Raw genomic sequence first — 23,861 nt, forward strand, 5'->3', positions numbered from 1 at the left:
TACTGTAGTAACCTAAACGATTGGCCCTTAGATGATAAACCTGTTTACTGCCTTTTTTCTGCTTCTAACACCAGCAGCGCTGCTGGCTCAGGAGAGTGCTCCCGATGACCTGAAAGCAGTAACTATTGCCGGTGGCAGAACACCTGCCGAAACAGTCGTCAACATCGGGAAACAACTTATAGGACGACCTTATGTAGCTCACACGCTCGACGAAAACCAAACCGAGCAACTGGTGGTCAATGTTCGGGAGTTTGACTGCACAACCTATGTTGAAACCGTTCTGGCACTTGCCCTGTCCTGGCACGAACTGCCCGACAAAAACAATTCGACAGCACTGGATCAGACTTTTCGGAAATTTCTGACCAAACTTCGCTACCGCGACGGGCGTATTGATGGCTACGCAAGCCGATTGCATTATTTTTCGGATTGGCTGCGCGATAATGAGCGTAAAGGATTAATTCTGGATGTTACGCGCGATATGCCGGGAAGCATTGTGGTTGCTAAACCCGTTTCGTACATGACAACGGCAACCTACAAATATCCCCGCCTGACCGATCCCGCCATTTATAAACAGGTAGCTCTGGCCGAATCAGAACTGAGCCAGCAACCGTTTCATTTTATTCCTAAAAAGAATATCCGTCAGGCGGAATCGCAGTTGCGCGAAGGCGACATTGTAATGCTGACCGCAGCCCGGCCTGGCCTCGATATGAAACACGTTGGCTTTGCCGTTCGGCAACCGAATGGGCGCATTCATCTGCTCCATGCGTCGTCGGAACAGGGCGAGGTGGTTATTACCGCTTACCCACTGAGCGATTATGTTTTCTCGCACAAACGGCTGTCGGGCATTCGCGTTGCGCGGTTGCGCCCGGCCAATACAGTAGCAACGGCCTCGATCAACGGCGGACACTAAGCCTTCCAGTTCAATTACGGCCAACGCCCTTTTCAGGATATGATCTCGAACCAAAATCATATCCTGAAAAGGGCGTTGGCTTTGTTTTTATCAGCGCTCAATGGCACAGGCGCAACGAGAAAAAACAATGAATCATTTTGCATACTAGTCGGCTCATTATCAGAGGATACAATTTATTTTTAACGTAGATTTATGTACTGTCGGCAATTGGACGTCAGTTGTTTAGCAGGCCATTTTCCGTACCTATCCTCTTATTTTTTTTCGATTAGCCATTGACGCTTTGCGGGTCATTCGGATAAAGTAATAAGCGGGTAGAATTTTAGTATAACGAGCCCGAAGCTGATTATAAATCCTCTTCACCGATGACTTACGAAGAATTTCGCAAACGGTATCATTACGACCCCGGTAAACTCAGCGCCCCAGAACACGAAGAAGAATTCGGCCGCCTTGGCGAAGGCGGCTTCGGGGCTGTTTTCAAAGGATGGGATACAATTGAAAATCAGTGGGTGGCCATAAAGGTATCGCCCGTCAGAGCCGAGCAGCGCGATTTGTCGCTCCAGCGGGAGGTTGAGCTGGCCAATCAGTTGCCCCGACACGCCAACATTGCCCGTTATGAGTTCTGTGAACGATTTACGACTGTTTATGGGGTTATCGACATTGCCGTTCTCAACTATTACCGGGAAGGCAATCTGGCCGAACTGCTTCGAAAAAAAAACCTGAATCAGGGCGAAAAAGATGCCCTGATTGACGGAATCCTGAATGGCTTGGCTCATCTGCATCGCCATCAGATGGCTCATCGTGATCTGAAACCCCAGAACATCCTGATTACCCGGACACCCTACGGTACCTACGTACCACTGATAACGGATTTCGGCCTCAGCAAAGTTGTTCGGGGCAACGAACTGACTGCCACATCGACCGCTTTTTTGAATTCGACCGTTGGCGGTTCGGTCTATTATATGGCGCCCGAACAACTGGCCAACAATCGGATGCGCTTCAACGTCGACCTCTGGGCCTTTGGGGTTATTCTGTATGAGCTCATGATTGGCCAGAAGCCGTTTATTGGCGATAGTGGCGCAGGTTCAGAAACCGAACGTTCGCAAATTATTCAGCGCATCAACAATGTTGAAATTCCATCGCAGTTTAGCCAGATTCAGGAACCCTATCAAACCATGATCCGGCAATGCCTGATCCGCGATGTCGACCAGCGGATTCGTAGTGCCGATGAGCTACTCCGTATATTTTCGCCGACAACCTATTCGTCGGCCGAGCTTATTGATGATTCGTTACCACCGGCTAAATCATCATCGTACGACGAGCAGCGTGCCTATAGCGAAGGATATGCAGCTGTCAGGCGGGGTCGCTCATGGGGTTTACTCAGTGCTTCCGGAAATCTGGTGCTTCCGGTCGAATACGATTCCATTACCGACGTTCAGGGCTACCAGGCATTGGTTCGAAAACAGGGGCAGGCTTCCCGTGTCGAACTTCATGGCGATGACTATCGTCTTTCCCCCCTATTGGCCTCAGCACCTGATCCCGAACCTTTTCCTAAACTCAATCCTGATCCCATCGCCCCCAACACGCTCGAAAAATCCATTCAAGCGGTAACCATACTTCGGCAGGTTTACATTATCGTTACGGTTGGCCTGATCCTGATCATCGTAGGGCTATTTCTACTGAGTCTGGTGTCGAACGGTTTCTTTGCTCCAGGCTACAGTAGCTCCGATTACTATGGATACAACGAAATGCCCCCTTCAAACATGGATATACGCTCTTACTTTAGCTAAAAATTACTATGAAAACCATTATTTTACTACAATATTACTACGATAGCACCTCTCGTATGATGGCTCAACTGAGCATGATGCTGATTGGTACCGGATGTTTGTTAGTGGTGGGCGTTATCATTACGGCGCTCTGGAAAACCTTTCAAAAAGCAGGAGAGCCGGGCTGGGCAGCCATTGTACCTATCTATAATACGCTTACACTGCTCCGAATTGTCGAAAAACCCTGGTGGTGGTTGTTTCTGCTATTGACCCCGTACGTCAATATTGTGTTTGGCGTTTGGATTCTTAACCTCCTCGGTAAGCGATTCGGCAAAAGCGAAGGCTTCGCCCTTGGGCTGCTCGTGTTGCCATTTATTTTTTATCCCAAACTAGCCTGGGGCGATGCCACGTTTCGGGCAAAGCCAGCCTGAAAAGCGAGAACATTGCGTGAAAAGACTGGCGACTTACGAACAACCTGGCACTAAATTTCAGAAGCTATTTAGTTAGCTAACCTGCTCTTTAACAAGGCCTTGCCAGTCTCGCCCATAATAATAAGTCTCTGGTAGTTAGCCCTATACATGGCCATTACCAGAGACTTATTATTATGGGCTTTTCTTATAAAAATGCCAAAACCGACCATGCACCGATCGGTCAGTTTTTCGGGGGGGGGGCCGACGTTTTTGTAAGAAAGCTCCGGCGCTATACATCTCTCAGAAAATGAACAAAAGCAAGCGTCTTTCCCAGATGAGCTTCTACAGAAAATCGTCCGAATCACCCGTAGGCGTATGGGGAAGTTCAGGATCAACAGGAGCATCCCAGTTGTGGGACATGTCGGTATGCTGCGGGATGTGCTCGCCGTCCGACACATCGGTAACCGATACGTCGAGGGTATGTTCCGTTGTATCCTGCTTATTAGTTGACTCATCGGCAACAAACACTTCGGGTTCGTCGGTATGGCCTACATGATGATGTTCCGGCAACGGCGATCCATGATCATCATCCGATGGCTCCACCTCCACCCAGATATCGTCGTACTGCAACCAACCCTGTTCGTCAAGCTGCGTATGCATTGCCTGGAAATACTCGACGGCTACTGGCACCTGCAAACCTTCCCAGATGACCCGATGTTCGTCAACAGCTCGCTGTAACTCGCTGTTTTGGGCCATATCTTCTTCCATCTGCCGACGCTCGTCGGTCGGAAGACTCCCGTCCAGAAAGGCGTCAATTCGGTCGAATTCTGCTTCGCTTAATGCCATAACACAACAATGTTTATGTAGCTGTACTTTTTAAACCTACCGGGTAGGGTTAAGTTCTTTGACTATGTCAGCTACTGGTTTTAACGGTTCCCCAGAACATTCGTTTTAACTGTTCGGTACATTCGTACCGTTTTGTGCGGGCTGTCTGAGGGGTATAGTTCATTATCTGAGCGATTTCGGCCAGCGGTTTTCCCTGAAGATAAAACAGATCGATTACGCGCCGACAGTTTTCGCCCATTCGGTTGAGCAGATAAGTTACCCGGCTAACATTCTCGGAAAAAGCAATCAGGTCGTCGGATAAATCGTCGTCTTTCTGATCAACAAAAACCTCTACGGTTTGGGTTTTCCGATACCGGGCACTTTGCACTTCGTTGATCCATTTACGCTTACAAAACTCAAACAGCACGCTTTTCAGGCGGGCTGTCTGCGATAATTGATAGCGACCAGATCTGACGGCTACGTAGAACTCAGCAATTCCCTGCTGAAATGCATCCTGTGCCTGCTCGGCTGAACCCTGATTGGTTTGTACATAGTGCGCAAAGGAGCGAAACGTTTGGGCATACAGGCAGGCGTAGGCACGGTCGTCGTTGTTTTTTAAACCTGCATAAAGCAATTCATCGGTCGAGAAAGCACTACACGGATTGGCGGGAAGAACCATACTGTTCAGGTAAATAAAAGTACATTCACTATACGCAGGACTTTGGTCTGGAGCCATTCCACGGTTCTCTGTTGCACTCATTTGGGCCGTGGAACGGCTCCAGACCGAAGCCCAGACACACACATAATCAGTACAAAACCGTGATTGGCAATGAGTTGGAAAACTTACCGGTTATGATTGGAATCTGTGCATTGTGGGTCACTTTCCGTACCCACATATTTACGTAGCGATAATGCTCGCCAATGGTCACTACGCCATCCCGATTCAGGTCGGCATCACCCTGGGCGCCTTTTACCAGAAAGTAAGTGAAAGCCCCCTGCCGCAGGTAGCCATATTCGCCCGAGTTTTGATAGGGCCGCGACGATGCCATAACGATAATCGTTAGCGACGGATCATTAAATTGATTGTAGGCCTGACGGCTAATCGGCTGCCTTACCGACGACTGCCGAATGCTACCGGAATGGCAGGCATCGGCCCACACAATTTTGGTTTTGGCAGCCGATCTCCGGAAAGCAGCTTTCAGTTCCTCGTGTAATAATTCCTGCCCTTCGGCCGTAAAAAACGTACCGTCCATGCCGTGTCCGGAAAAATGGAAAATAATTCGATCGTTAGGGCCTGCCAGTTCAAAAACCCGAAGTGCCCGAAGCACATTGGCATGGGTAGCCTGCCCATTAGTCAGGGTGATGATGTGATTAGCGGGTACACTACCTCCGTGCGAACTGCGAAGAAACTCGCTAACCAATCGGGCATCGGCATCGGCAAAGTGCAGATCGTTCTGAACACCGATGTAATCCGACACGCCAACCACAACCGCATAGGTTTGCTGGGCCAATAGGCTGGTAGTTGCCCCCAGCATCAGCGCACTTACAAAAAACCATTTCATAGTCGTAGAGGAACTTAGGCTGAATAATTCCGTTTATCGGGCGTGTTCTTACGTATTGCCGACGCATTGGCGCCCAGTTTATTTCCTTTTCTGTCGATATAATACTCTTCTTCTTTCAGCATAACGAGTGCTTTACCATCCTCAAAATCAGCCGCATTGTCGTATTGACAGGTTATTGCCGTTTTTCCTTTCAGGTTGATGTAGCCCCATTTGCCTTTCTGTTTCACGGCAATTAGCTTATCGCTGGGTTCACGGATTTCGTCATATAGGCTGGCTCCCTGCCGATGGCCTTTTTCATCGACCAGCACCCATCCTTCGTCAGTTCGTTTTTTATAGAGATGCTCGGTCAGCTCGACCTGATCGTTACCTTGCTCAATTGCCTGATAAATACCTTCGGTCGCGGCCAGATTGGGATCTTTCGGAAGTTCGGCAGCCGGTTTCCGTTTAGGCTTTGGTTTATTGGTAGAAGGCAGGCCATTATGTAGTGTCTGATTGTCGGCCCCCTGCTGAACCTTTCCGGTCTGCGTTTTTTTCGGCGGCTTTATCCACCATTTGTAGGCCGATAGCCCTCCCATCGTCAATAGCGAAGCCAGAAATGCAATGATCAATAATATAGATAGTGAATTAACATCAATTGATCGCTTCCTGTCTTTTTGCTCTCCCTGCTGCTGTGGCCTGAACACCGGCTCAACTTTGGCTGCTGCCCCAGACTCATTCTCCGGAATGGATTTAGTATGTTTCGAATCGACAGCGACTACCGCTACCGTTTCGTCGGTCGATATTTTGGGCCGGTCGTAAATGGGTACTGGCACGCGATACGCTTCGGGTACATCGCCACTTACCGTGTCGATCTGAACCAGATAGGCCGAAAAATTATCGTTGGTCTTTCCGGCGCAGCAATCGATCAGGAGTTGTTTTTTCTGTTCGTTGGTTGACTGGCCACCCAACACATTCTCCAGCAACTCGTCGCTTACCCGTTCCAGCACGCCATCCGTACAGAGGAAAAAATAGTCGCCCGGCCGAACGTCATTGATGAGCTGAACATCGGCTTTTATGGCTTTACTGTTCCCTTGAATAGCACGCTCGATTACATTACGCTGCGGATGGTCGCGGGCCTCTTCGGGCGTTATAATTCCCGTTCTCACCAACTGGTTGACCAGCGAATGATCTTCTGTACGCCAGATTATGCGCCCATGGCGCACATGATAAACGCGGCTGTCGCCAATATGAGCTACGGTTGCCCCTGCTTCATGCAAAAAGAGCAATGTAAGCGTAGTGGCCATACCGATTGCTTCTGGATGCCGGGCCAGGTAATCGTCGAACTGTGCCTGCACCCAATCCAGAGCCGTCTGAATATAGTTGGGGGTTGCCACCGGTTCAGGATTCTGAACGAAATAGTTGTTAAACCCTTCAACTGCAATATGGCTGGCTATTTCGCCACGGGCGGCTCCGCCCACTCCATCGCATACCATAAACCACCGCTGTTGCTGCGTTGCGCTATCGGCAACCGGAAATACAGTATCTTCGTTGTTGCTGCGTCCCCCCTGATAAGAATACCCTAACGGTTGGTGAATTGACAGTTTCATTGACGTGTGCCGATTTTAGGTAAACGATAGAATAGTACGGGTAAAGTCGCTGCCTTCTACCTGACGGTAAGCCTTTTGCAGCGATTCCGACATCTGAAAAGTTTTTAGAACCATTTTGGTCTCGCCGATCTGAATGGTGTCGCCATCGTTCAGATAGATCTGTTCTGACGGATGAAGCGCAGGTTCCTGGCCGTTCAGATACGTTCCGTTTCGGCTATTTTTTCGGCTACCATCGGGCTGGAGCGCGCCATCCTGAAGAACATAATCAACCTGCCCCAGTTTGTTGATTTTTACTTCGATGGTACAATGGGGTCGGCTCATATACCGATCGTCAGTTTGAATCATTAGATCAGACGGAGCTTTTTGAGAAAGTCGCCCAAGGGTGTTTAGCCCTTTTTTGAGATTAAATGTCTGCGAGGCTGTTTTTTCGTCATGAACGATCAGCCAACCCAGAATCTCAGGCAGGGCGGGTTTAGCACCTGCCTGGTTCTGCACCCACGTTTTCTCCTCATCGTTATCCCGAATCAAGGTTTCGTCTTCATTATTGACGGGCAATTCGGGCGTTAACAACTGAAGTGGCAGGGGGTTGAGGTAACCACATTTGGGGCATTTTACCTCCCTGGCCTGAGTAGGCACTTTTACCCGAACGGTAAGCCGGGCCCGGCAGGTTGGATTTCCGCAAGTGAGGGTGAGTTCCTGAACGTTCATGACGATATAACTAAAAGAGAAAGAATCAACTACCTATAGAGTATTCCTTAGAGCTGACCTCACTCAGGCAACCCAGTCGCTGACATCGGCGTTGTTGTCGTAGTCGTGCGCCAGATCCGTATGGCTTTCCGACGAAGTTGTCCCATCCATAACCGGAGCCTCGTAGGTATGGTCGAGTGGAGCCGTAGCTAACACTTCGCCCGTGTTCATGTCAACTTTAACGGCTGTTTCGAACTGATGATCGCCATCTACATCCATAGCACCAACTCCCGTATCAAGAATTACCACATCGGCGTAGCCATCGTGGTTAGAGTCACCCATCGTAACCGCATGACCATCGACCGTTGTTCTTACTACGTCTACGTCATTCGTTGTGTCGGTAGCAACAGGCGTATTCGGCTTACCGTCAAAAGCCGTCATGGCCGGTGCGCTATACGCTTCTTTCATGGGGCTCTGGCCTATCACCTGATGCGTATTCGGATCGATCTCAAACTGAGTCTCCATGATTCCATCGTTATCGGTATCGACTACCCCAACCGTGCCATCAATAATAAGCACTTCGGCATCGCCGTCGTGATCGCCATCGGCCAGCGTAACCACGTGCCCCTGATACTCAACCGTATGCACGTCTGCCTGCTGGTCTGAATTCGCCGTAAACGTTGAGGGCGTTGAGGGCGATGTTCCCAATGCATTCATATTAGGCGCTTCGAAAGGTGTCGCCAGTGGAGCTTGTGATACAATCTGATGGGTGTTCGGATCGAGTTCGACACGGGTTTCCATGATCCCATCGTTATCTTTATCGACAGCGGCAACCGTACCATCAATAACAATCACCTCCGAATCGCCATCATGGTCGATGTCGCCCATTCCGATAACATGGCCATTGTATTCGCCCACCTTGATGTCGGGCGCGCTGGTTGTGGAGCTGGTATTGATAGAGTGCAATGAGCTATGGTCGGGCACCTCGTTGCCGTAAACAGTGGCAGCATACTCTTCCCGCTGCTGGGTTGTCATAGCATCCCACTCTTCTTTGTAATAGGTGTTGTAGAAATGGCCATTCCATTCGAAATACCCACCGGGGCCAACTTCCTGGCGAGCGGTTTTAAACGCGTCTTCAAACGACATCTGGTCGGTAACGTGTGTGGCAATCATGGGTTCGTGCGTAGTTGATGTTGACGGAGTAGGTTCAGCAGTTGTTGTTGAGTTATTGTTCTGCGCTACATTAGGATGTGCGTTTGTGGTCACGTGGGTACTATCGGCGGGCGTTTCAGATACCGGTTTGTGTGACTCAGAAGCGGGTTTTGTTTCTGTTTTAGGATGGTTTTCGTTGGCTTTGCCGTCCTGCTGCATTCCCCAGGTCAGGGCACTGCCTCCGGCTAAGGCAGCAACTCCGCCCAAGCCAGCATAAATGCGTTTTTTTTGTTGAGCAGTCAGTGCTTTACCGCCTGTTTTTCCCACTTGAGTAGGTTGGTCAAACGATTCGGAAGTCGGGTTCATTGTCGTATTGTTTAGTATGTTAAACACTAGCTTGAATCGGTTTCTATTTCTTTATCCGGGCCAGTAGTTGAATGTCAGTGCCTGGTGAAAAAATATTTTTTCTTTTTTTCAGGGCTCCCGGATTGCGACAGGTCACGATTGCCTGCAATCAGATTGGCTATTGGCAGAGACAGCAAATCGGCCATCAGTTTTCAACCCACTGGCATTTGCAATAGCGGCATTGTTTCTGATGTATCAGGTCGGCAAACGGGACATACCCCAGAAACTGCTGACAGTTTGGATTGGGACAGATATAATCGCGCCGAAACGCTTCGTCCAGCACCTGAACCCGTTCGGCCGTATTGAACAGATAGGCATCAACCAGCGAGGCCAGCGCAAAGCCGCCCGGCACCCACGATACGGCTACCCGAATCCAGGCTTTTTTCTTGGGGTCGCCCGTCAGAATTTCCTGTTTGGCGGCCGTATATTGTTCATAGTGCCAGCTCAGCCGTTTAAACTCCTGCGCGAATCCAGGCAATTTGCCCCCGGCATTACCCAAACTACCCGCCTGCCGGTTAGCCGATTGCCCCGGCCCAGTAGCAGGTGAAGGCGGAAGCTTAACCTTTTCGAAAATGCCTTTCACATCTAGCGGAACAAGTGTACCCAGCACCACTGAGCTGCTGGGTGTAATCATTTTCTGCATAATCCGCCGACCGTCTACTTCAGTACCATATGTCGAATTAAGATCTTCGAGCAAGCCCAGAAAGTCGGTGAAAAGGGTTAGTCTGGCATGATAACGGCTAATTCCCGGTTTTTCGAGAATGAGGTCGTTATCCTTGTTTTTTCCGATACGGATAACCCGCAAAGCAGCCCGTTCCGAAACATCAGGAGTCATATCGCTTGATAAGGTTAAGAGTAAAGAACCCATTAAGGGCATTCTGATGTGCACACAAGACCCGCCTTCGGTCGAAGACAGATCCAGAAACTACCACCGAATAGAATATTGATTCAGCCGATTTTGCGCGTTGGTGTAGCCGAGCCGGGCAGCTCGTTTGTAATAAGATACGGCCTTCGACCAATCTTTGATTACTCCCTGACCATAGTCATATAAATAGCCGAGGTTGTAGAGCGAATACACATTGTTTTGCTCGGCAGCTTGTTCATACCAGTATCGGGCCGTTGCATAATCGACGCCGTTTCCACCAATATACCCCCCATAATAGAGCGCCCCCAGCGAATTCTGGGCATCGGAGTGGCGTTGACCAGCGGCTTTCCGGTACCAGTATTCGGCCTGCGAATAATCCAGGGTAACTCCTGTTCCGTAGTGATACGCCTGCCCTAATCGGAACTGGGCATTGGCATCACCATCTTCGGCCGCTTCCCGATACCAGCGGACGGCTTCATAAATGTTCTTGTTCACGCCATTGCCGTTGGCATACAGTTCGCCAAGGTTGTATTTGGCTTTTGCAATGCCACCCGCAGCAGCTTTTTCGTAACACGCTCTGGCTTTCTGATAATCCTGCTCAACACCCAGTCCATAATGATAGAGGGCGCCAATATTGTTTAAGCTAAGCAGATAGCCCCGATCGGCAGCTTTCCAATACCAACGGAGCGCTTCCGTATAATCTTTCTGCGTCCCCGTGCCAGTGCCGTACATATAGCCAAGGTGATTAATAGCTTCGGGCGTCATCAGTGGCGAATCCCGGTATTCATACAGGATACTAAAGGCCGCCGTATAGTCGCCTTTATCGGCCAGTTCAACCCCTTTCTGTATCTGGCTTTTTACATAGAAGAACCAGCCTCCACCCAGCATAGCCGCCAAGAGCACCAATAGGCCAACTGCCAGCAGCACATTTCGAAGTGGACTCTTCTGTACCTGCTTTTTATCGGTCTGTTTGTTTGCTCTTTTTCCACGTGTATCGCTTTCTTTTGTATCATCTATGGCCGACTCCTTATGGCCATTAGTACCCTGGTTATTTCTGTTGTGGCCATTCTTTTCGAGGTCCGTATTATTTTTGATCTGGGTTTTTTCGTCGTCAATTTCAACAACAAGAGGTATTACTCCGGTAAGAGCTTCTTTAAAGGCTTCGCAGCTCTGGAACCGCTCGGCAGGGTCTTTTCGGGTTGCCTTCTGAATAGCCGCATTGACCCGATCCGATACACCCGGAATCAATGGCAGCGCTTTTTGCACAATTTCGGTTTGAACTTTATACGACGAACCAAACGAATCGTCGTAGGGTCTTTTGCCGGTCAGAAGGGCATATAGCGTAACACCAAGGGAGTAAATGTCGGTCCGATAATCAACGTTTTTAGGGCTTGTGATCTGTTCCGGACTCATGTATTGCGGAGACCCGATATTGGTATTGGTTTCGGTCAGTTCCAGGTTGTTATCCATAATCTTGGCAATCCCGAAATCCATCACTTTAATCTGTCCGCTACGAGTCAGAAACAGGTTGGATGGTTTTATGTCGCGATGGATAAGGTTCTTCTGATGTACATACGTCATCGCATCGAGTATATCGGCAAACCATCGGGTTGCCTGCGCTTCTGACAGGGGACCATGTTCGATCAGATAGCGGCCGAGGTCTTCACCTTCCAGATATTCCATGATAATAGCCATCGTGTCGTCGTCTTCGTGGTAATCGATTACCTGACGAATATGCGGATGGTCTAGTCCGACCATGGTTCTGGCTTCGAGCCGGAATCGTTCGGCCAGTTTCTCTTTGACTTCCATGCCCGGTTTTAGCACTTTAATCGCAAACCGTTTTCCGAGTAGATTTTCGGCATACCATACGGTTGCCATACCACCTTCGCCTAGTTTCTGACTTAATGTGTAGGTAAGAAGTTGCGTTTTCATAGTACACTAAAGAAGAAGATTATAACGACTGCGCAGAGCAGAGCAATTGCGTTTTCAATGAGTTAATCCGACCGATGGCACAGATGTCAGCGGCTGTTGAACACTACAGCAAAAAAATACATCTGCCGATCTGGTTATCAGCCCAATAGCACTTACATTCAGCTATTAAAACTAGTAGGCTCCGGCATTAGAATAAATAGTTAGGGCTAACTATAAATCGAGCGATTGAACTTGATTTATCGCTTATTTTATACTGGCCAACCGAGTGTATTCCTCCCATTATCTGATCATTCAGGCCGACGTGTTATACGCCAAAAGCCCCTACGGAGCCGGGTTCAGCCGGTGCCATAGGGGCTTTTCACAACCAGAAACTAGCTGGATGGTATGTCTGGGTTTCGTCTAACCCGCCACGTTAACTCGTCGGATATGACTGTGCTTCTGTCCGCGTCGACGCCGGTTCAGCACCACATTGCGCAGTTCGTAGCCGATGCCCTGCACCGCAGCGGTTTCGCGATAGTCGTGTAGCATATTAAAAATATCATGATCGATAAAAGGGGCTTTTGTTCCATCAATAACTACTTCGTCGCCCGGCTGAAGCGCCCCAAGAGCTTCCTTAAGTTGTGGCTTACTCAGAAAATAAAGGTCCTTCTCAAATTCAATCAGTACTTTGTGCCCATTGCGGGCTACTCTAAATGTCGATTGAAAATTCGTGTACAACACAAACAGAATACCCACCACCGTACCCAGCGCAATACCAACCAGCAAATCGGTAAAAACAATCCCCAAAACCGTCACAATAAATGGCACAAACTGATTCCAGCCATCGTGGTAAATTTTTATAAAGATGGCTGGCTTCGACAACTTGTAGCCTACCATAATCAGCACCGCTGCCAGACACGACAACGGGATAAGATTCAGCAAAGGGCCACCCAGAAATACAGCCCCTGCCAGCAGCAACCCATGAAATACGGCCGACATTCGCGTTTTGGCTCCTCCATACACATTAGCCGATGTGCGAACAACGACCGATGTAACAGGCAATCCACCAATCATTCCCGACAGCATATTGCCCACCCCCTGCGCAATCAGTTCCTGATTGGTAGATGATACGCGTCGGGCCGAATCGAGCCGGTCGGACGCTTCCAGGTTCAGCAGCGTTTCGAGGCTGGCAACCAGTGCAATTGTGAGCGCAATGCCATACACCTGTGGGTTTGAGAGGGCATTGAAATCCGGAAAATCGAAAATCGAAAACAGGCTTTTTCCGGGAGCAATTGTCGGAATCTGTACCATGTGCTGGTGGGCCGTATTTCCTAAATACCAGTCAGGCATGGATACTCGAAAAAACTCATTCAAGGCAATGCCAATAAATACAACGACCAGAGCCGCCGGAAAACTTTTAAAAAATGCCTTAGTGCTATGGCTCACCAGCCGATCCCAGCCAATGAGAAAAACCAGAGACACCAGGCTTATCACAACAGCACCGGGGCTGGCGGTTTCGATGGCGCGATAAATTTCAGAAAGGGTATTTTCACCATCGGCCAGTTGTTCGAACTCAAATTCGCCTTCGTAGTCGTTATCGCGACCTAGTGCGTGCGGAATCTGCTTCAGTATAATAACAATACCGATAGCAACCAGCATCCCTTTAATAACACTATCGGGGAAAAAGCTGCTGAACCGACCAGCTTTTAACAGGCCCAGTATTAACTGTATGGCACCGGCCAGCATTACGGCCACGATAAATGCTTCGTAGGAACCTATTTTTGCAATAGCATCGGCCACTATTACGGCCAAACCTGCTGCCGGACCGCTAACACTCACTTCTGACCCAGACAGCATACCAATAACAATACCACCAATGACGCCAGCCACCAGGCCCGAAAAAAGCGGGGCTCCCGATGCCAGCGCAATGCCCAGGCAAAGCGGAAGCGCTACCAGAAACACCGATAAACCCGCCGGCAAATCCTGACGAAACAGGTTCAGGTTATATTGTGAGAGCGTACGAAATAGACTAACCCGTTGCATGAACAAAAGCTTTTCTGTAGGTTTTGCAAAAACTGAATGCCACAAATTAGCACGACATTGCGTAAAATTAAAAACTAATTAAAAATAAATTAAAAAACGATTAAGACTTAACTCATTGGATTCTCTTTCGTCTACCGAAATTCAGTTTATACAGAATCATCTTGCTGATGATGTTCGGCAGTTGCTTCTCCGAGCCCATCCTAAAAACCTGGACGTTCGAAAGCTGGTTGCCCAGATTGCCGCTCGTCAGAAAGTGCGGGATAAGCTACCCACCTGGTATGCAAACGATACCCTTCTGTTTCCAACAAGTTTATCGGTCGAACAGGCCTCGTCGGAACAAACAGCCCGGTATAAGGCCTCGCTGGTAGCAGGAAAGCTACTCTTCGATCTTACGGGTGGTATGGGAGTAGATACCTGGGCCTTTTCGCAACGGGTCGATCATGTCATTTACACAGAGCAACAACCCGAACTAGCAGAGTTGGCTACACACAACCTCCCCCTGCTTGGTGCTACAAACGTAGCTGTGTATACCGGCAATGGGCTCGACATACTGGCCAATTACCCCAACACGGCCGATTGGGTATATCTGGACCCGCATCGCCGTAATGAACAGGGGGGGAAGGTTGTCCGGCTGGAAGAGTGTGAACCCGATGTGACGCAGGCGGGCACTCTTTCGGTTTTACAACAGAAAGCTCAACGAATTTTAGTAAAAGCTTCTCCGTTACTTGATATAGATTCTACCGTCCGACAGTTAACAACGGTGCAAACTGTTCACATCGTTGCGGTACAGGGCGAAGTAAAAGAAGTGCTGCTAGCGATGGAGAAACAGGCATTACAAGCGGATGAGGTGTTGATTAAAGCGGTCAATCTGACGGCTACTGAACCTGAGTTTTTTCAATTTCTCCGACGCGAAGAGCGTATGGCCACCGTTTCGCTCAGCGATCCGCAGCGCTATCTATATGAGCCCAATGCGGCCGTCCTGAAAGCCGGAGCATTCCGGCTCATAGCCACTCGTTTTGGTTTGTCGAAACTGGCCCCCAACAGCCACCTGTATACAAGCAATAGGCTGGTTACGGGTTTTCCGGGGCGAACTTTTACCGTAGAACACATTTGCAAGCCCGACCGAAAAAGCCTCCAATTGCTGCTTCCGGCCAGAAAAGCGAACCTTACGGTGAGGAACTTTCCGCAATCGGTAGCCGATTTGAGGAAGAAACTAGCGCTACAGGAAGGGGGCGATGTTTATATTCTGGCAACGACGCTGCAAAACGGCGACAAACGATTAATTATTACCCAAAAAACCATTCACTAACATTCCTTTTACTTTGGGCATCACTGCCTGTCAAACCGTACAATTTTATGAAAACTGTAATACGTTTCGCGCTGGTAATCTTCTCGATTTTTATGGTCAATACCGCTCAGGCACAAACCGTATATGCTGGCGAAAGTACTATCGATAAAGCCAAGCTTTCGGGCTTATATCTGACCATACAGGGCGACGGCAAACAAATTGAGAAAGACTGGGAAGATCAACTCAAAACATACGGTCGTTTGAATGCATCGCGTGGCACCTACCGCGTAACCAACGCCGACATTCCTGCTATTTCGTCGGAGCCGATCAACCTCATCAGCACGGTTAAATCGAGCAAAACATCGGCTACCATTTTTGCTTCATTCGATCTGGGAAGCGGCAATTTTGTAACAACAGGCGGAACCGGCTATTCGGCAGCCGAAAGTCTGCTGAAAGATTTTGCCAGCAAGAGTTTATATAATCAGGAAGTTCGACTAGCTGAGGGCACTTTTGACGATGCACAGAAGTCTCATCAGAAAATGGTAAAAAAAGGTGAGCAGCTTCAGCGCGCCATTGAGCAGAACGCTAAAGAAAAAGAGCGGCTCCTGAAACGAATCGACGATAATGCCAAAGAACTGGAACAAATCCAGAAAGATATCGAGGCCAATAAAGTAGATCAGGAAAACGCCCTTACCGAACTGGAAAATCAGAAGAAAAACGTTGAAGCCGTAAAAGCAAAAAAGCAGTAAGCGTCTTCAGAAAGTAGAACCCTATCAGCAGTGCCACGGTTTTGAAATAACCGTGGCACTGCTGTTTTTATAAACCCTTACTGACATAGGGCTGTCACCATTGGTCTCGATCTTTGTAGTCAAATCAACAGAGGCCAATTATGACTAGTATATCAGATGCTCAGGCAGTTGTTTTAGCGTTTGTGGGCGCTCTAAATGACGAAAATTTTGATGCAGCCCGCCAGTACGTAAGCGATGATCTTAGCTTTGAGGGCGTTCTGGGTAGTCGCTCGGGGGCCGAAGCCTACTTTCTGGATATGAAGCGAATGAAGCTGAAGTATAAAGTCCACAAAACGTTTGTCGACGGTCAGGACGTTTGCCTATGGTACGACATAACGATGGGTAACGTAGCTGTGCTCACCTGCGGTTGGTATCATGTTGAGCAGGGTAAAATTGCCTGGTTCAAGGTCGTGTTCGATCCTCGTCCGGTTTTACAGGCCTCCTGATTCCTGTTTAAGTACACTAATTATCATTTCACCCGCTTCTTACGTTGCTCTGCCCGATTTGCATCGGTTTCGGGCGTTTATCCAGGTTCCTTTGTAGCGTCAAACCAGATCCAGTTTCGATAGGCCGGGTCTGGTTTTTCTATCTGGAATCTTTAAACAACAAATCGATGAAACGTTTATTTAAAAATCTCTTTATCAGGCCCAGTCGCCTGCCGAAATATCGGCATCTCACCAAACGGCAACAGCTTTGGTGGGGCCACGAATAAGGACACAACTCAGCCGATAAAAATGGCAATTCAGCTATCGGAACCAACTGTCGATCCGAATTGCCATTTTTTACCAACAGCCCATCCTCCACTTTTACTCCCGATAAGCGCGTTGCAGTCAGGCAACGGCGCTGTTATTCAAACAACCTTTTTATACCAAAACAAATGCTAGCTGAACAATCAACAGTAATCGCAGCACAGGAACTACGGGCCTATCAGGGAGGCTTTTTTCGGGTATTGGTTTCGCCAGAACAAACCGATGGCAATTTTGCACTGGTCGACTTCACTCTGCCAAAAGGCAGTGAACCTCCTCGTCATGTACATGGGCACGAAGACGAAACGTTTTACCTACTGGAAGGGTCGGTCGAATTCGAAATTGGCAATGCCATCGTTTTAGGCAAAGTTGGACAGGCCGTATTTGCGCCCCGCACCGTTGCACACCAGTTCCGTATTCAGTCCGAACAGGCGCGGATGCTTACGCTGATTACACCGGGCGACTTCGTTAATTTCTTCCGGGAATTCAGCGTATCGATCGATCAGGAACCCATAACGATTCAGGCACCGCAGGGCCCACCACCCACCGACGTACTAGATCGGTTAGTAGCCCGAATGACCGAGCGGTTCGGCGTTCGTTTTGCATAACCAGGCCATTGACCCGGAAAGCCCCAGCCTGTCGGTTTTACACCGTATCGTTGGGGCTTTTCATCATAGTATTTTCGAGTATGCCAGCAAGTCAGTAAAGCAGCTCGTGTGTGTCCTTAATTACATCCATCACAAACACACTCTGGGCTTTGCCTATCCCCTTTACGTCGCCCAGGTAGTTGATGAAAAAATCGTGGTAGGTTTCCATATTTTCGGTCACGATTTTGAGCATGAAATCATACTCGCCCGCAATGTTGAAACACTCAACGACCTCCTTAAACCTCACTATACCGCTAATAAACTCATGTGCCGTTTGTTTGTCATGCTCTTTTAGCGATACCAGACAGAGTACCATCAGACTACGGTTCAGTTTCCGATTGTCGAGTAAAGTGGCATACTGTTTAATAACACCCGATTGCTCCAGCCGTTTGATTCGCTCATGCGTTGGTGTAGGACTCAAATGAACCCGTTGCGCAATTTCGCGAACCGTGAGTTTGGCATTTTTTTGTAGTTCGCGCAGAATAGCATAATCTTTCTCATCAAGTTCAATAGATTGGCCAGACAATTGTTCTTTGGGGAGCATAGGCAACTAGGGCTTACTGGTTATCTGTTCTTCTAGAAGGCACATTTTACTAATTTTTGTTCCAAAAAATCCGTATTACTTTCATCTTTATCCTATAAATAAGTCCTTTGTAGTGACAAACATCAATCATCGCACGTGTTTCGCAAACGACTTATTCTGATAATTGCCTCTATTAGCGTGTTTTTTGAAGCCCTCGACATTGCCATTGTTAACCTAACGATGCCCATGATTCAGCATACGTTTGAGTTGACAACCAATCAGGTTCAATGGCTTCAGACGCTGTATGTGCTCTTATATGGTGGCCTTCTGATTTTGGGTGGACGGCTCGCCGATACGTTTGGTCGTAAACGCACTTTCTTAATAGCCTCTTCTCTGTTTCTGCTGACATCGTTCGGCGCTGGCCTGGCCGGTTCGTTTGGCTGGCTGGTAGGCTTTCGGAGTCTACAGGGAGTGGCAGCGGCTTTATTGATGCCTTCGGCCATTTCGATTGTCACGAATACCTTCACCGACACGGCCAGCCGTAGCCGAGCCATTGGCATTGTCAGTGCTTTTGCGGCCATTGGCTCCGGAAGCGGGCTATCGGTAGGCGGGCTGGTTGCCAGTGAATATGGCTGGCAGTGGGTATTTTTCATGAATGTCCCCGTTATTTTACTAACGCTGTTGCTTGGATACCGCTACATTCCGGCTGATGAACCACAGCACGAATCGATACCCGACATTAGCCTGGGGCTGCTTCTTTCAATAACCATCACGGCACTCTCCTATCTGGTTCATGAGTTAGGGCAATGGCACACAAAATTCATAGAATTAACCCTGTTGGCTCTTTTGATAGCAGGCGGAATCGTATTGTTCGTAAAACGAAATGCCCGACAGGCTGAGCCTCTTGTCAATTTTACCATCCTGAAACCGTCGTTGCCTTCTGTTGGTGTCTTTGTTTGTCTGGGGGCGTCCTTCACCGGCTATCTGTTCCTGATTTCATTGCTACTCCAAAGTGATCAACACAAAAGTGCCATGCAGGCCGGTATACTATTGTTCCCGTTTAGCATTTTATCGGCCATTACGGGCAAAGTACTCTTACCAATTCTGTTGAAACGTTTTACTATTGTGCAGATAGCCCTGATGGGTATGGCCTCGCTAACGATCAGTGCACTGCTTCTGCTTTATCATATCCAGTCAGTCCCCGGCAATCAGCTCCCCTTGCTGCTATCGATGGCCTGCGCTAACGGAATAGGCATTGCTTTAGCCTACTCGGGTCTGACGGTGCTCTCCATGCAACAGATCGACGAAGCGTATCACGGGCTGGCATCGGGTGTAGCCACAACCGCTTATTTTTTTGGGGGCGGATTAGGCTTATCGGGTTTGTCACTGTTTCTTGGCAATGATGCCAGCACTGATTTAATTGTTGGCACAAAACCGCTTTCAGTGCTGGCAATTTATGCCGGTGTAGGTGTGCTGATTCTGATCATATATGCTATTCGCGCTGGAAAAGTTCGGCGATCGCCCGTGTTACAAACGGAGCAGCAGTAGGCCCGGGAAGCATTTTTTGGAACACGGATAGTACGGATTGGACAGATTTTCACGGATAAAATGAATCAAATCTGCCCTATTGCACCCGCCATCAAAATTGCTAACGCAACCAGCTCTTAGCTTGGCTATTAGTTCCCTTCCTTAAAAAACACCCGCTTTACGCGCTCGCTAACCCCGGTCAAAATCTCATACGGAATACTACCGATCTGCTGCGCCAGTTCAGTAATTGGGATGTCATTACCGAAAATAATGACATCATCCCCTTCGGCGGCCGTTGCCTGTGTCACATCGATCATGGTCATATCCATGCAAATATTCCCCACTGTTGGGCAACGGGTTCCGTTTACCCATACATGGCCAACCCCATTTCCGAGCCGACGGTCGTATCCATCGGCATAACCAATGGCCAATGTTGCTATGCGGGCTTCATGGTTGAGCACCCCCCGACGGCTGTACCCAATTGATTCTCCTGCCGGAACGGTTTTGATCTGGCTGATAACCGTATGGAGCGTACCCACGGGCCGAACGGCATTTTTATCAATCTGGCTCGACTCAACTCCATAAAGACCAATCCCTAAACGCACCATATCGAGTCGAAATTCAGGAAAGCGAACAATACCCGCCGAGTTCAGCACATGGCGCAAAGGCTGGTAGCCCAGGCCAGCCTCCAGTGTTGCCGTTGCCCGCAGAAAGGTTTCATATTGCTGTTTCGAAAACGCATTGAACTGAGCTTCATCGGCTCCCACCAAATGGGTAAATACCGTTGCTACCTGAAGCTCAGGCTGGCTTCTCAGATAGTCTACAACAGCAGGAATCTCATGTTCCAGAAAACCCAGCCGATGCATACCCGTATCGATTTTGAGGTGGCACTTCGTAGCGGGGATGGCAGGGAGAGCAATGGACAAAACCCGGCCATCCCCGTTCCCCGCCATCCCCGCATTAATCCCCGCCACAAAGTGCCCCCACTCGCGCAGAAGCCTCATACTATAGATTTCGGGCTCAAGCTGATAGTCGAGCAGAGTAGGAAACGTTTCGGGAGACGGGTTCATGACCATAATGGGCAAATCGATACCCTGCTGCCGAAGCGAAACGCCCTCATCGGCATAGGCCACAGCCAGATAATCGACCCGGTGAAATTGCAGCAACTGAGCTACCTCGGCACTCCCACTACCGTAGGCAAAGGCTTTCACCATGACCATCAGTTTGATTTCAGACCCAACTTTTTCCCGGTAATAGTTCAAATTATGCGTCAGCGCATCAAGATTGATTTCAAGAACAGTACCATGCACTTTTCGTTGCAGCCGGTTTACGATTCGCTCAAACGAAAAAGGACGGGCACCTTTTACCAGTATATCGCTACTATGCACACGACTGGCTGAGAATGTCGTTAAAAACTCATCTGTAGTCTCGAAAAACAAACTAGTATCGGCAAAAAAATGCCTATTCCGGCTGATGACAGGGCCAATCCCAATAAACTGGTCGATACTATTGGCGCGCATCATACCGGCAACCTGCTCATAGAGTTCACCTTCCGGCTGACCCGACTGCAACACATCCGACAGAATGACCATTCGATGATCGCGGGTGCTTTGCTGGCTTAAAAAACTGAGTGCCAGTTGTAAACCCGCTACATCGTTGTTATACGAATCATCAATCAGCACCGAGTTGTTGATACCTTCCTTCAGTTCCAGCCGCATCGAAACAGGTCGCAACCGGTTCAAGCGTGTCTGTAGCGTTTCGGCGTCATAAGCCCGAAGCGTCAGCATGGTAACAATACAATGAATAAGATCTTCGACCGAAGCCGGATCGGCGAATGGCAACTGCACTGTGAGCGTACCGGCTGGTCCTGTCAACGTAAGCTGATCCTGCTGTAGTTCGGCCTGATAAACTGCTTTGCGCCCGGTTAGCGACCAGTTCACAAACCGCATATCGGTATTGACCGCTTTGAGCAACAGGTTAACTTCTTCATCAATTTCGGTGTGGTCGCTGCAGTACACGAGTGTGTCGGCATGAATAAAAAGCCGTAATTTTTCGGCAATCTTTTGTTTTCGGGTCCGAAAGCCCTCATCATGAGCCGTACCGATGGTGGTAAAAATACCAATGGTAGGGCGAACGATGGTTTCCAATGCCTGCATCTCATGCAAACGGGAGATGCCTGCCTCGAAGATTCCCAGTGTATGGCTCTCATTAAGTTCATGAACCGACAACGGTACTCCTAACTGGGAGTTATAACTTTTGGGGCTTTTGGCAATCACAAAATCGTCGGTCAGTAATTGCGCCAGCCATTCTTTCACAATGGTTTTACCATTGCTGCCCGTAATGCCAACAACAGGTATGCGAAACTGCCTGCGATGATCGGCCGCCAACAGTTGTATGGTTTGTAAACTGCTTTCGACCTCCACAAAATGCGCATCGGGATAATCCAGAAATTCGGCCCGACGGTCGGGCGTTAGTGCCGACCGTTCTACCACAAAATACCGGATGCCTTTGCGATATAACTCGCCAATAAATTCATGGCCATCGTGATGTTCGCCCTGAATCGCAAAAAACACCGAATTACCCGTTTGGGCACCAGTGGCGTTGTCGCCCACCAGCCTCGAATCGGTAATCCACTGAAAATTAGTTAATTGAAGTTGCTCCGTTGTCATAATTGATTCAAAAACCAGCCCAACTGGCCCTAGCACTCACCGAACACGTTATCGCTTTTTGCTCATTCTGGCCTCAGCCAAACCAGCGCTACATCCAGCCCCGACGCTTAAAATAAATTACCTCGCCAATGGCAATGAGAAGCATCGTAAACATGACCCAAAAGTACCCGGTTTTCGTGTGAAGTTCAGGCATGTTATCGAAGTTCATTCCATAAATTCCGGCAATAAACGTTAGCGGGATAAAAATGGCCGAAACAATGGTGAGGGTTTTCATGACCGAGTTCATGCGATTGCTGACGATGGAATAATACACATCCATCAGTCCCGAAATAAGTTCGCGGTAGGAATCGAGCGTTTCCACAATCTGGTTCACGTGATCGGCCAGGTCGCGCAGATAGGGCAATGTACTATGCTGAATAATAACCGATTCTTCGCGAAGCAGCACCCCAATCACATCGCGAAGTGGATAAACCGTTCGGCGGATAAAGGCTAGTTCGCGCTTCAAAGTATACAGTGATGCCAGTGTTTGCTGGTTGGCCCGCTCATTAACGATGTGCTCTTCGAGCTCGTCCATTTTTTCGCCAATTCGTTCCGTAATCAAAAAATAATGGTCAACAATCACATCCATCAGCGCATAGAGCAGATAGTCGGCTCCGTTGCGCCGGGTTTTTCCGGCCGATGCTTTGATGCGCTCAATAACCGGCTCAAAAATGTCTTTGGTTCGCTCTTCCTGAAACGAAATCAGAAAATGCTGCCCCAGCACCAGACTTACGTGCTCCACATCAATTTCCTGCCGCTGGCGGCTATGATGCAGCATTTTGAGCGTTACATACACGATAGTGTCGTCATATAACTCAATCTTGGGTTTCTGCTCGGTGTTCATGACATCTTCGAGCAGCAACGGATGCAGATGATATTGCTGCCCAATGGCCGATACCACTTTCGGCTCATGAATTCCATCGACATCGACCCAATTGACAAAGGGAGTACCCGAAGCAGGCAACTGGCAAGTACTCAACCGGGCTTTATCGTTCACGTGATATTCCCGCTCGTTATACTCGATGAATTTTATCTGGGTAGCGTGTTCTATTTCCTCCCCTACGTAGGTAAGCGTACCGGGCGAGGTTCCAAATGTTTTCTCGGCCGAACGATAGCGTCGGTGTTTCGACATAGCCAGTGAGTAAATGCGTTGCTGGTTTGTAGTTTTCACTAATGCCTAAATCATGAAAAGGTAACCTTCAACCATAATCGAGTACCTGTCAGAATGTACCAGATACTAGATTTGGGCAATTGCTTAACGACATTGGCCAGAGCCCAAAATATATACTTCGTTAGCAATAAAGCCCTTATCGTTCAATTTTAATCTGAAACAAATAAAATACTTTATTGGGATGCCTTTCAACGAAAACGAATGGCCCAAAAATCAATACTATGCGCCCCGGATTCTGTCCTAAATTGGTTGCGGCAGGCAAATTAGCGATCAGGACAGTAGGTCTGCAAACGATGCCGGTAACGTTTGCATAAAAAAATAGGACAATTCCGGCTTTATAT

The 23,861-nt window shown here is 48.7% G+C and carries 20 protein-coding genes; 8 read left to right on the top strand and 12 right to left on the bottom strand.

All coding sequences use genetic code 11. From position 1 onward, the window contains the following. Positions 1 to 31 precede the first annotated feature (31 nt). The 3 genes from WBJ53_RS21020 to WBJ53_RS21030 all read left to right on the top strand — a co-directional run bounded on the left by WBJ53_RS21020 (position 32) and on the right by WBJ53_RS21030 (position 3,107). Positions 32 to 910 (top strand): N-acetylmuramoyl-L-alanine amidase-like domain-containing protein, encoded by an 879-nt coding sequence (locus WBJ53_RS21020; protein WP_338869777.1) that lies wholly within the window; start codon positions 32 to 34, stop codon positions 908 to 910. A 362-nt stretch (positions 911 to 1,272) separates the two neighbouring features. Continuing rightward, on the top strand, positions 1,273 to 2,697 hold the full coding sequence (locus WBJ53_RS21025) for a protein kinase (protein ID WP_338869779.1): 1,425 nt from the start codon (positions 1,273 to 1,275) through the stop codon (positions 2,695 to 2,697). An 8-nt stretch (positions 2,698 to 2,705) separates the two neighbouring features. Further along, positions 2,706 to 3,107, top strand: a complete 402-nt coding sequence (locus tag WBJ53_RS21030) for a DUF5684 domain-containing protein (protein WP_338869781.1) — start codon at positions 2,706 to 2,708, stop codon at positions 3,105 to 3,107. 321 nt (positions 3,108 to 3,428) lie between these two features. Here the strand turns inward: WBJ53_RS21030 and WBJ53_RS21035 are convergent, their stop codons facing one another. From WBJ53_RS21035 to WBJ53_RS21075, 9 genes are all read right to left on the bottom strand, one after another. Beyond that, positions 3,429 to 3,932: a hypothetical protein gene (locus WBJ53_RS21035; RefSeq protein WP_338869783.1), complete on the bottom strand. Its 504-nt coding sequence runs from the start codon at positions 3,930 to 3,932 to the stop codon at positions 3,429 to 3,431. 67 nt (positions 3,933 to 3,999) lie between these two features. Further along, positions 4,000 to 4,590, bottom strand: coding sequence for a sigma-70 family RNA polymerase sigma factor (locus tag WBJ53_RS21040; protein WP_338869785.1), 591 nt, complete (start codon positions 4,588 to 4,590; stop codon positions 4,000 to 4,002). Between the two features lie 127 nt (positions 4,591 to 4,717). Beyond that, positions 4,718 to 5,473, bottom strand: a complete 756-nt coding sequence (locus WBJ53_RS21045; protein ID WP_338869787.1) for a caspase family protein — start codon at positions 5,471 to 5,473, stop codon at positions 4,718 to 4,720. Between the two features lie 14 nt (positions 5,474 to 5,487). Beyond that, entirely contained in the window at positions 5,488 to 7,059 is a 1,572-nt protein-coding gene (locus WBJ53_RS21050) for a protein phosphatase 2C domain-containing protein (protein WP_338869789.1), read from the bottom strand. Between the two features lie 15 nt (positions 7,060 to 7,074). Then, positions 7,075 to 7,767, bottom strand: coding sequence for an FHA domain-containing protein (locus WBJ53_RS21055; RefSeq protein ID WP_338869791.1), 693 nt, complete (start codon positions 7,765 to 7,767; stop codon positions 7,075 to 7,077). 63 nt (positions 7,768 to 7,830) lie between these two features. Then, the gene (locus WBJ53_RS21060) at positions 7,831 to 9,264 is read right to left on the bottom strand and encodes a hypothetical protein (RefSeq protein WP_338869793.1); all 1,434 of its coding nucleotides are present in this window, start codon (positions 9,262 to 9,264) and stop codon (positions 7,831 to 7,833) included. Positions 9,265 to 9,448: 184 nt separating this feature from the next. Continuing rightward, a complete protein-coding gene (locus WBJ53_RS21065; protein ID WP_338869795.1) occupies positions 9,449 to 10,138 on the bottom strand; it encodes an FHA domain-containing protein in 690 nt (229 codons plus the stop codon). A 90-nt stretch (positions 10,139 to 10,228) separates the two neighbouring features. Next, positions 10,229 to 12,100 carry a serine/threonine-protein kinase gene (locus tag WBJ53_RS21070; RefSeq protein ID WP_338869796.1) on the bottom strand — a complete coding sequence of 624 codons (1,872 nt, stop codon included), beginning with the start codon at positions 12,098 to 12,100 and terminating at the stop codon, positions 10,229 to 10,231. A gap of 399 nt (positions 12,101 to 12,499) precedes the next feature. After that, complete coding sequence (locus WBJ53_RS21075) at positions 12,500 to 14,122, bottom strand: SulP family inorganic anion transporter (RefSeq protein WP_338869798.1); 1,623 nt, start codon at positions 14,120 to 14,122, stop codon at positions 12,500 to 12,502. 115 nt (positions 14,123 to 14,237) lie between these two features. On the opposite strand from WBJ53_RS21075, the gene WBJ53_RS21080 reads away from it, so the two are divergent. The 4 genes from WBJ53_RS21080 to WBJ53_RS21095 all read left to right on the top strand — a co-directional run bounded on the left by WBJ53_RS21080 (position 14,238) and on the right by WBJ53_RS21095 (position 17,552). After that, positions 14,238 to 15,431 carry an SAM-dependent methyltransferase gene (locus tag WBJ53_RS21080; RefSeq protein WP_338869800.1) on the top strand — a complete coding sequence of 398 codons (1,194 nt, stop codon included), beginning with the start codon at positions 14,238 to 14,240 and terminating at the stop codon, positions 15,429 to 15,431. A gap of 47 nt (positions 15,432 to 15,478) precedes the next feature. Then, positions 15,479 to 16,159 (top strand): hypothetical protein, encoded by a 681-nt coding sequence (locus tag WBJ53_RS21085; RefSeq protein ID WP_338869802.1) that lies wholly within the window; start codon positions 15,479 to 15,481, stop codon positions 16,157 to 16,159. Positions 16,160 to 16,299: 140 nt separating this feature from the next. Continuing rightward, positions 16,300 to 16,644, top strand: a complete 345-nt coding sequence (locus WBJ53_RS21090; protein WP_338869804.1) for a nuclear transport factor 2 family protein — start codon at positions 16,300 to 16,302, stop codon at positions 16,642 to 16,644. Positions 16,645 to 17,075: 431 nt separating this feature from the next. Then, positions 17,076 to 17,552 (top strand): cupin domain-containing protein, encoded by a 477-nt coding sequence (locus tag WBJ53_RS21095; RefSeq protein ID WP_338869806.1) that lies wholly within the window; start codon positions 17,076 to 17,078, stop codon positions 17,550 to 17,552. 91 nt (positions 17,553 to 17,643) lie between these two features. Here WBJ53_RS21095 and WBJ53_RS21100 read toward each other — a convergent pair whose 3' ends face one another. Next, positions 17,644 to 18,135, bottom strand: coding sequence for an Lrp/AsnC family transcriptional regulator (locus WBJ53_RS21100; RefSeq protein WP_338869808.1), 492 nt, complete (start codon positions 18,133 to 18,135; stop codon positions 17,644 to 17,646). Between the two features lie 135 nt (positions 18,136 to 18,270). On the opposite strand from WBJ53_RS21100, the gene WBJ53_RS21105 reads away from it, so the two are divergent. Then, the gene (locus tag WBJ53_RS21105) at positions 18,271 to 19,662 is read left to right on the top strand and encodes an MFS transporter (protein ID WP_338869810.1); all 1,392 of its coding nucleotides are present in this window, start codon (positions 18,271 to 18,273) and stop codon (positions 19,660 to 19,662) included. A 128-nt stretch (positions 19,663 to 19,790) separates the two neighbouring features. Here the strand turns inward: WBJ53_RS21105 and WBJ53_RS21110 are convergent, their stop codons facing one another. Both WBJ53_RS21110 and corA read right to left on the bottom strand, forming a co-directional pair. Further along, the gene (locus WBJ53_RS21110) at positions 19,791 to 22,310 is read right to left on the bottom strand and encodes a bifunctional UDP-N-acetylmuramoyl-tripeptide:D-alanyl-D-alanine ligase/alanine racemase (protein WP_338869812.1); all 2,520 of its coding nucleotides are present in this window, start codon (positions 22,308 to 22,310) and stop codon (positions 19,791 to 19,793) included. 88 nt (positions 22,311 to 22,398) lie between these two features. Then, positions 22,399 to 23,481, bottom strand: coding sequence for a magnesium/cobalt transporter CorA (gene corA / locus WBJ53_RS21115; protein ID WP_338869814.1), 1,083 nt, complete (start codon positions 23,479 to 23,481; stop codon positions 22,399 to 22,401). Between the last annotated feature and the right edge of the window lie 380 nt (positions 23,482 to 23,861).

Origin of the sequence: Spirosoma sp. SC4-14 (assembly GCF_037201965.1) — a bacterium.
GTDB lineage: Bacteria > Bacteroidota > Bacteroidia > Cytophagales > Spirosomataceae > Spirosoma.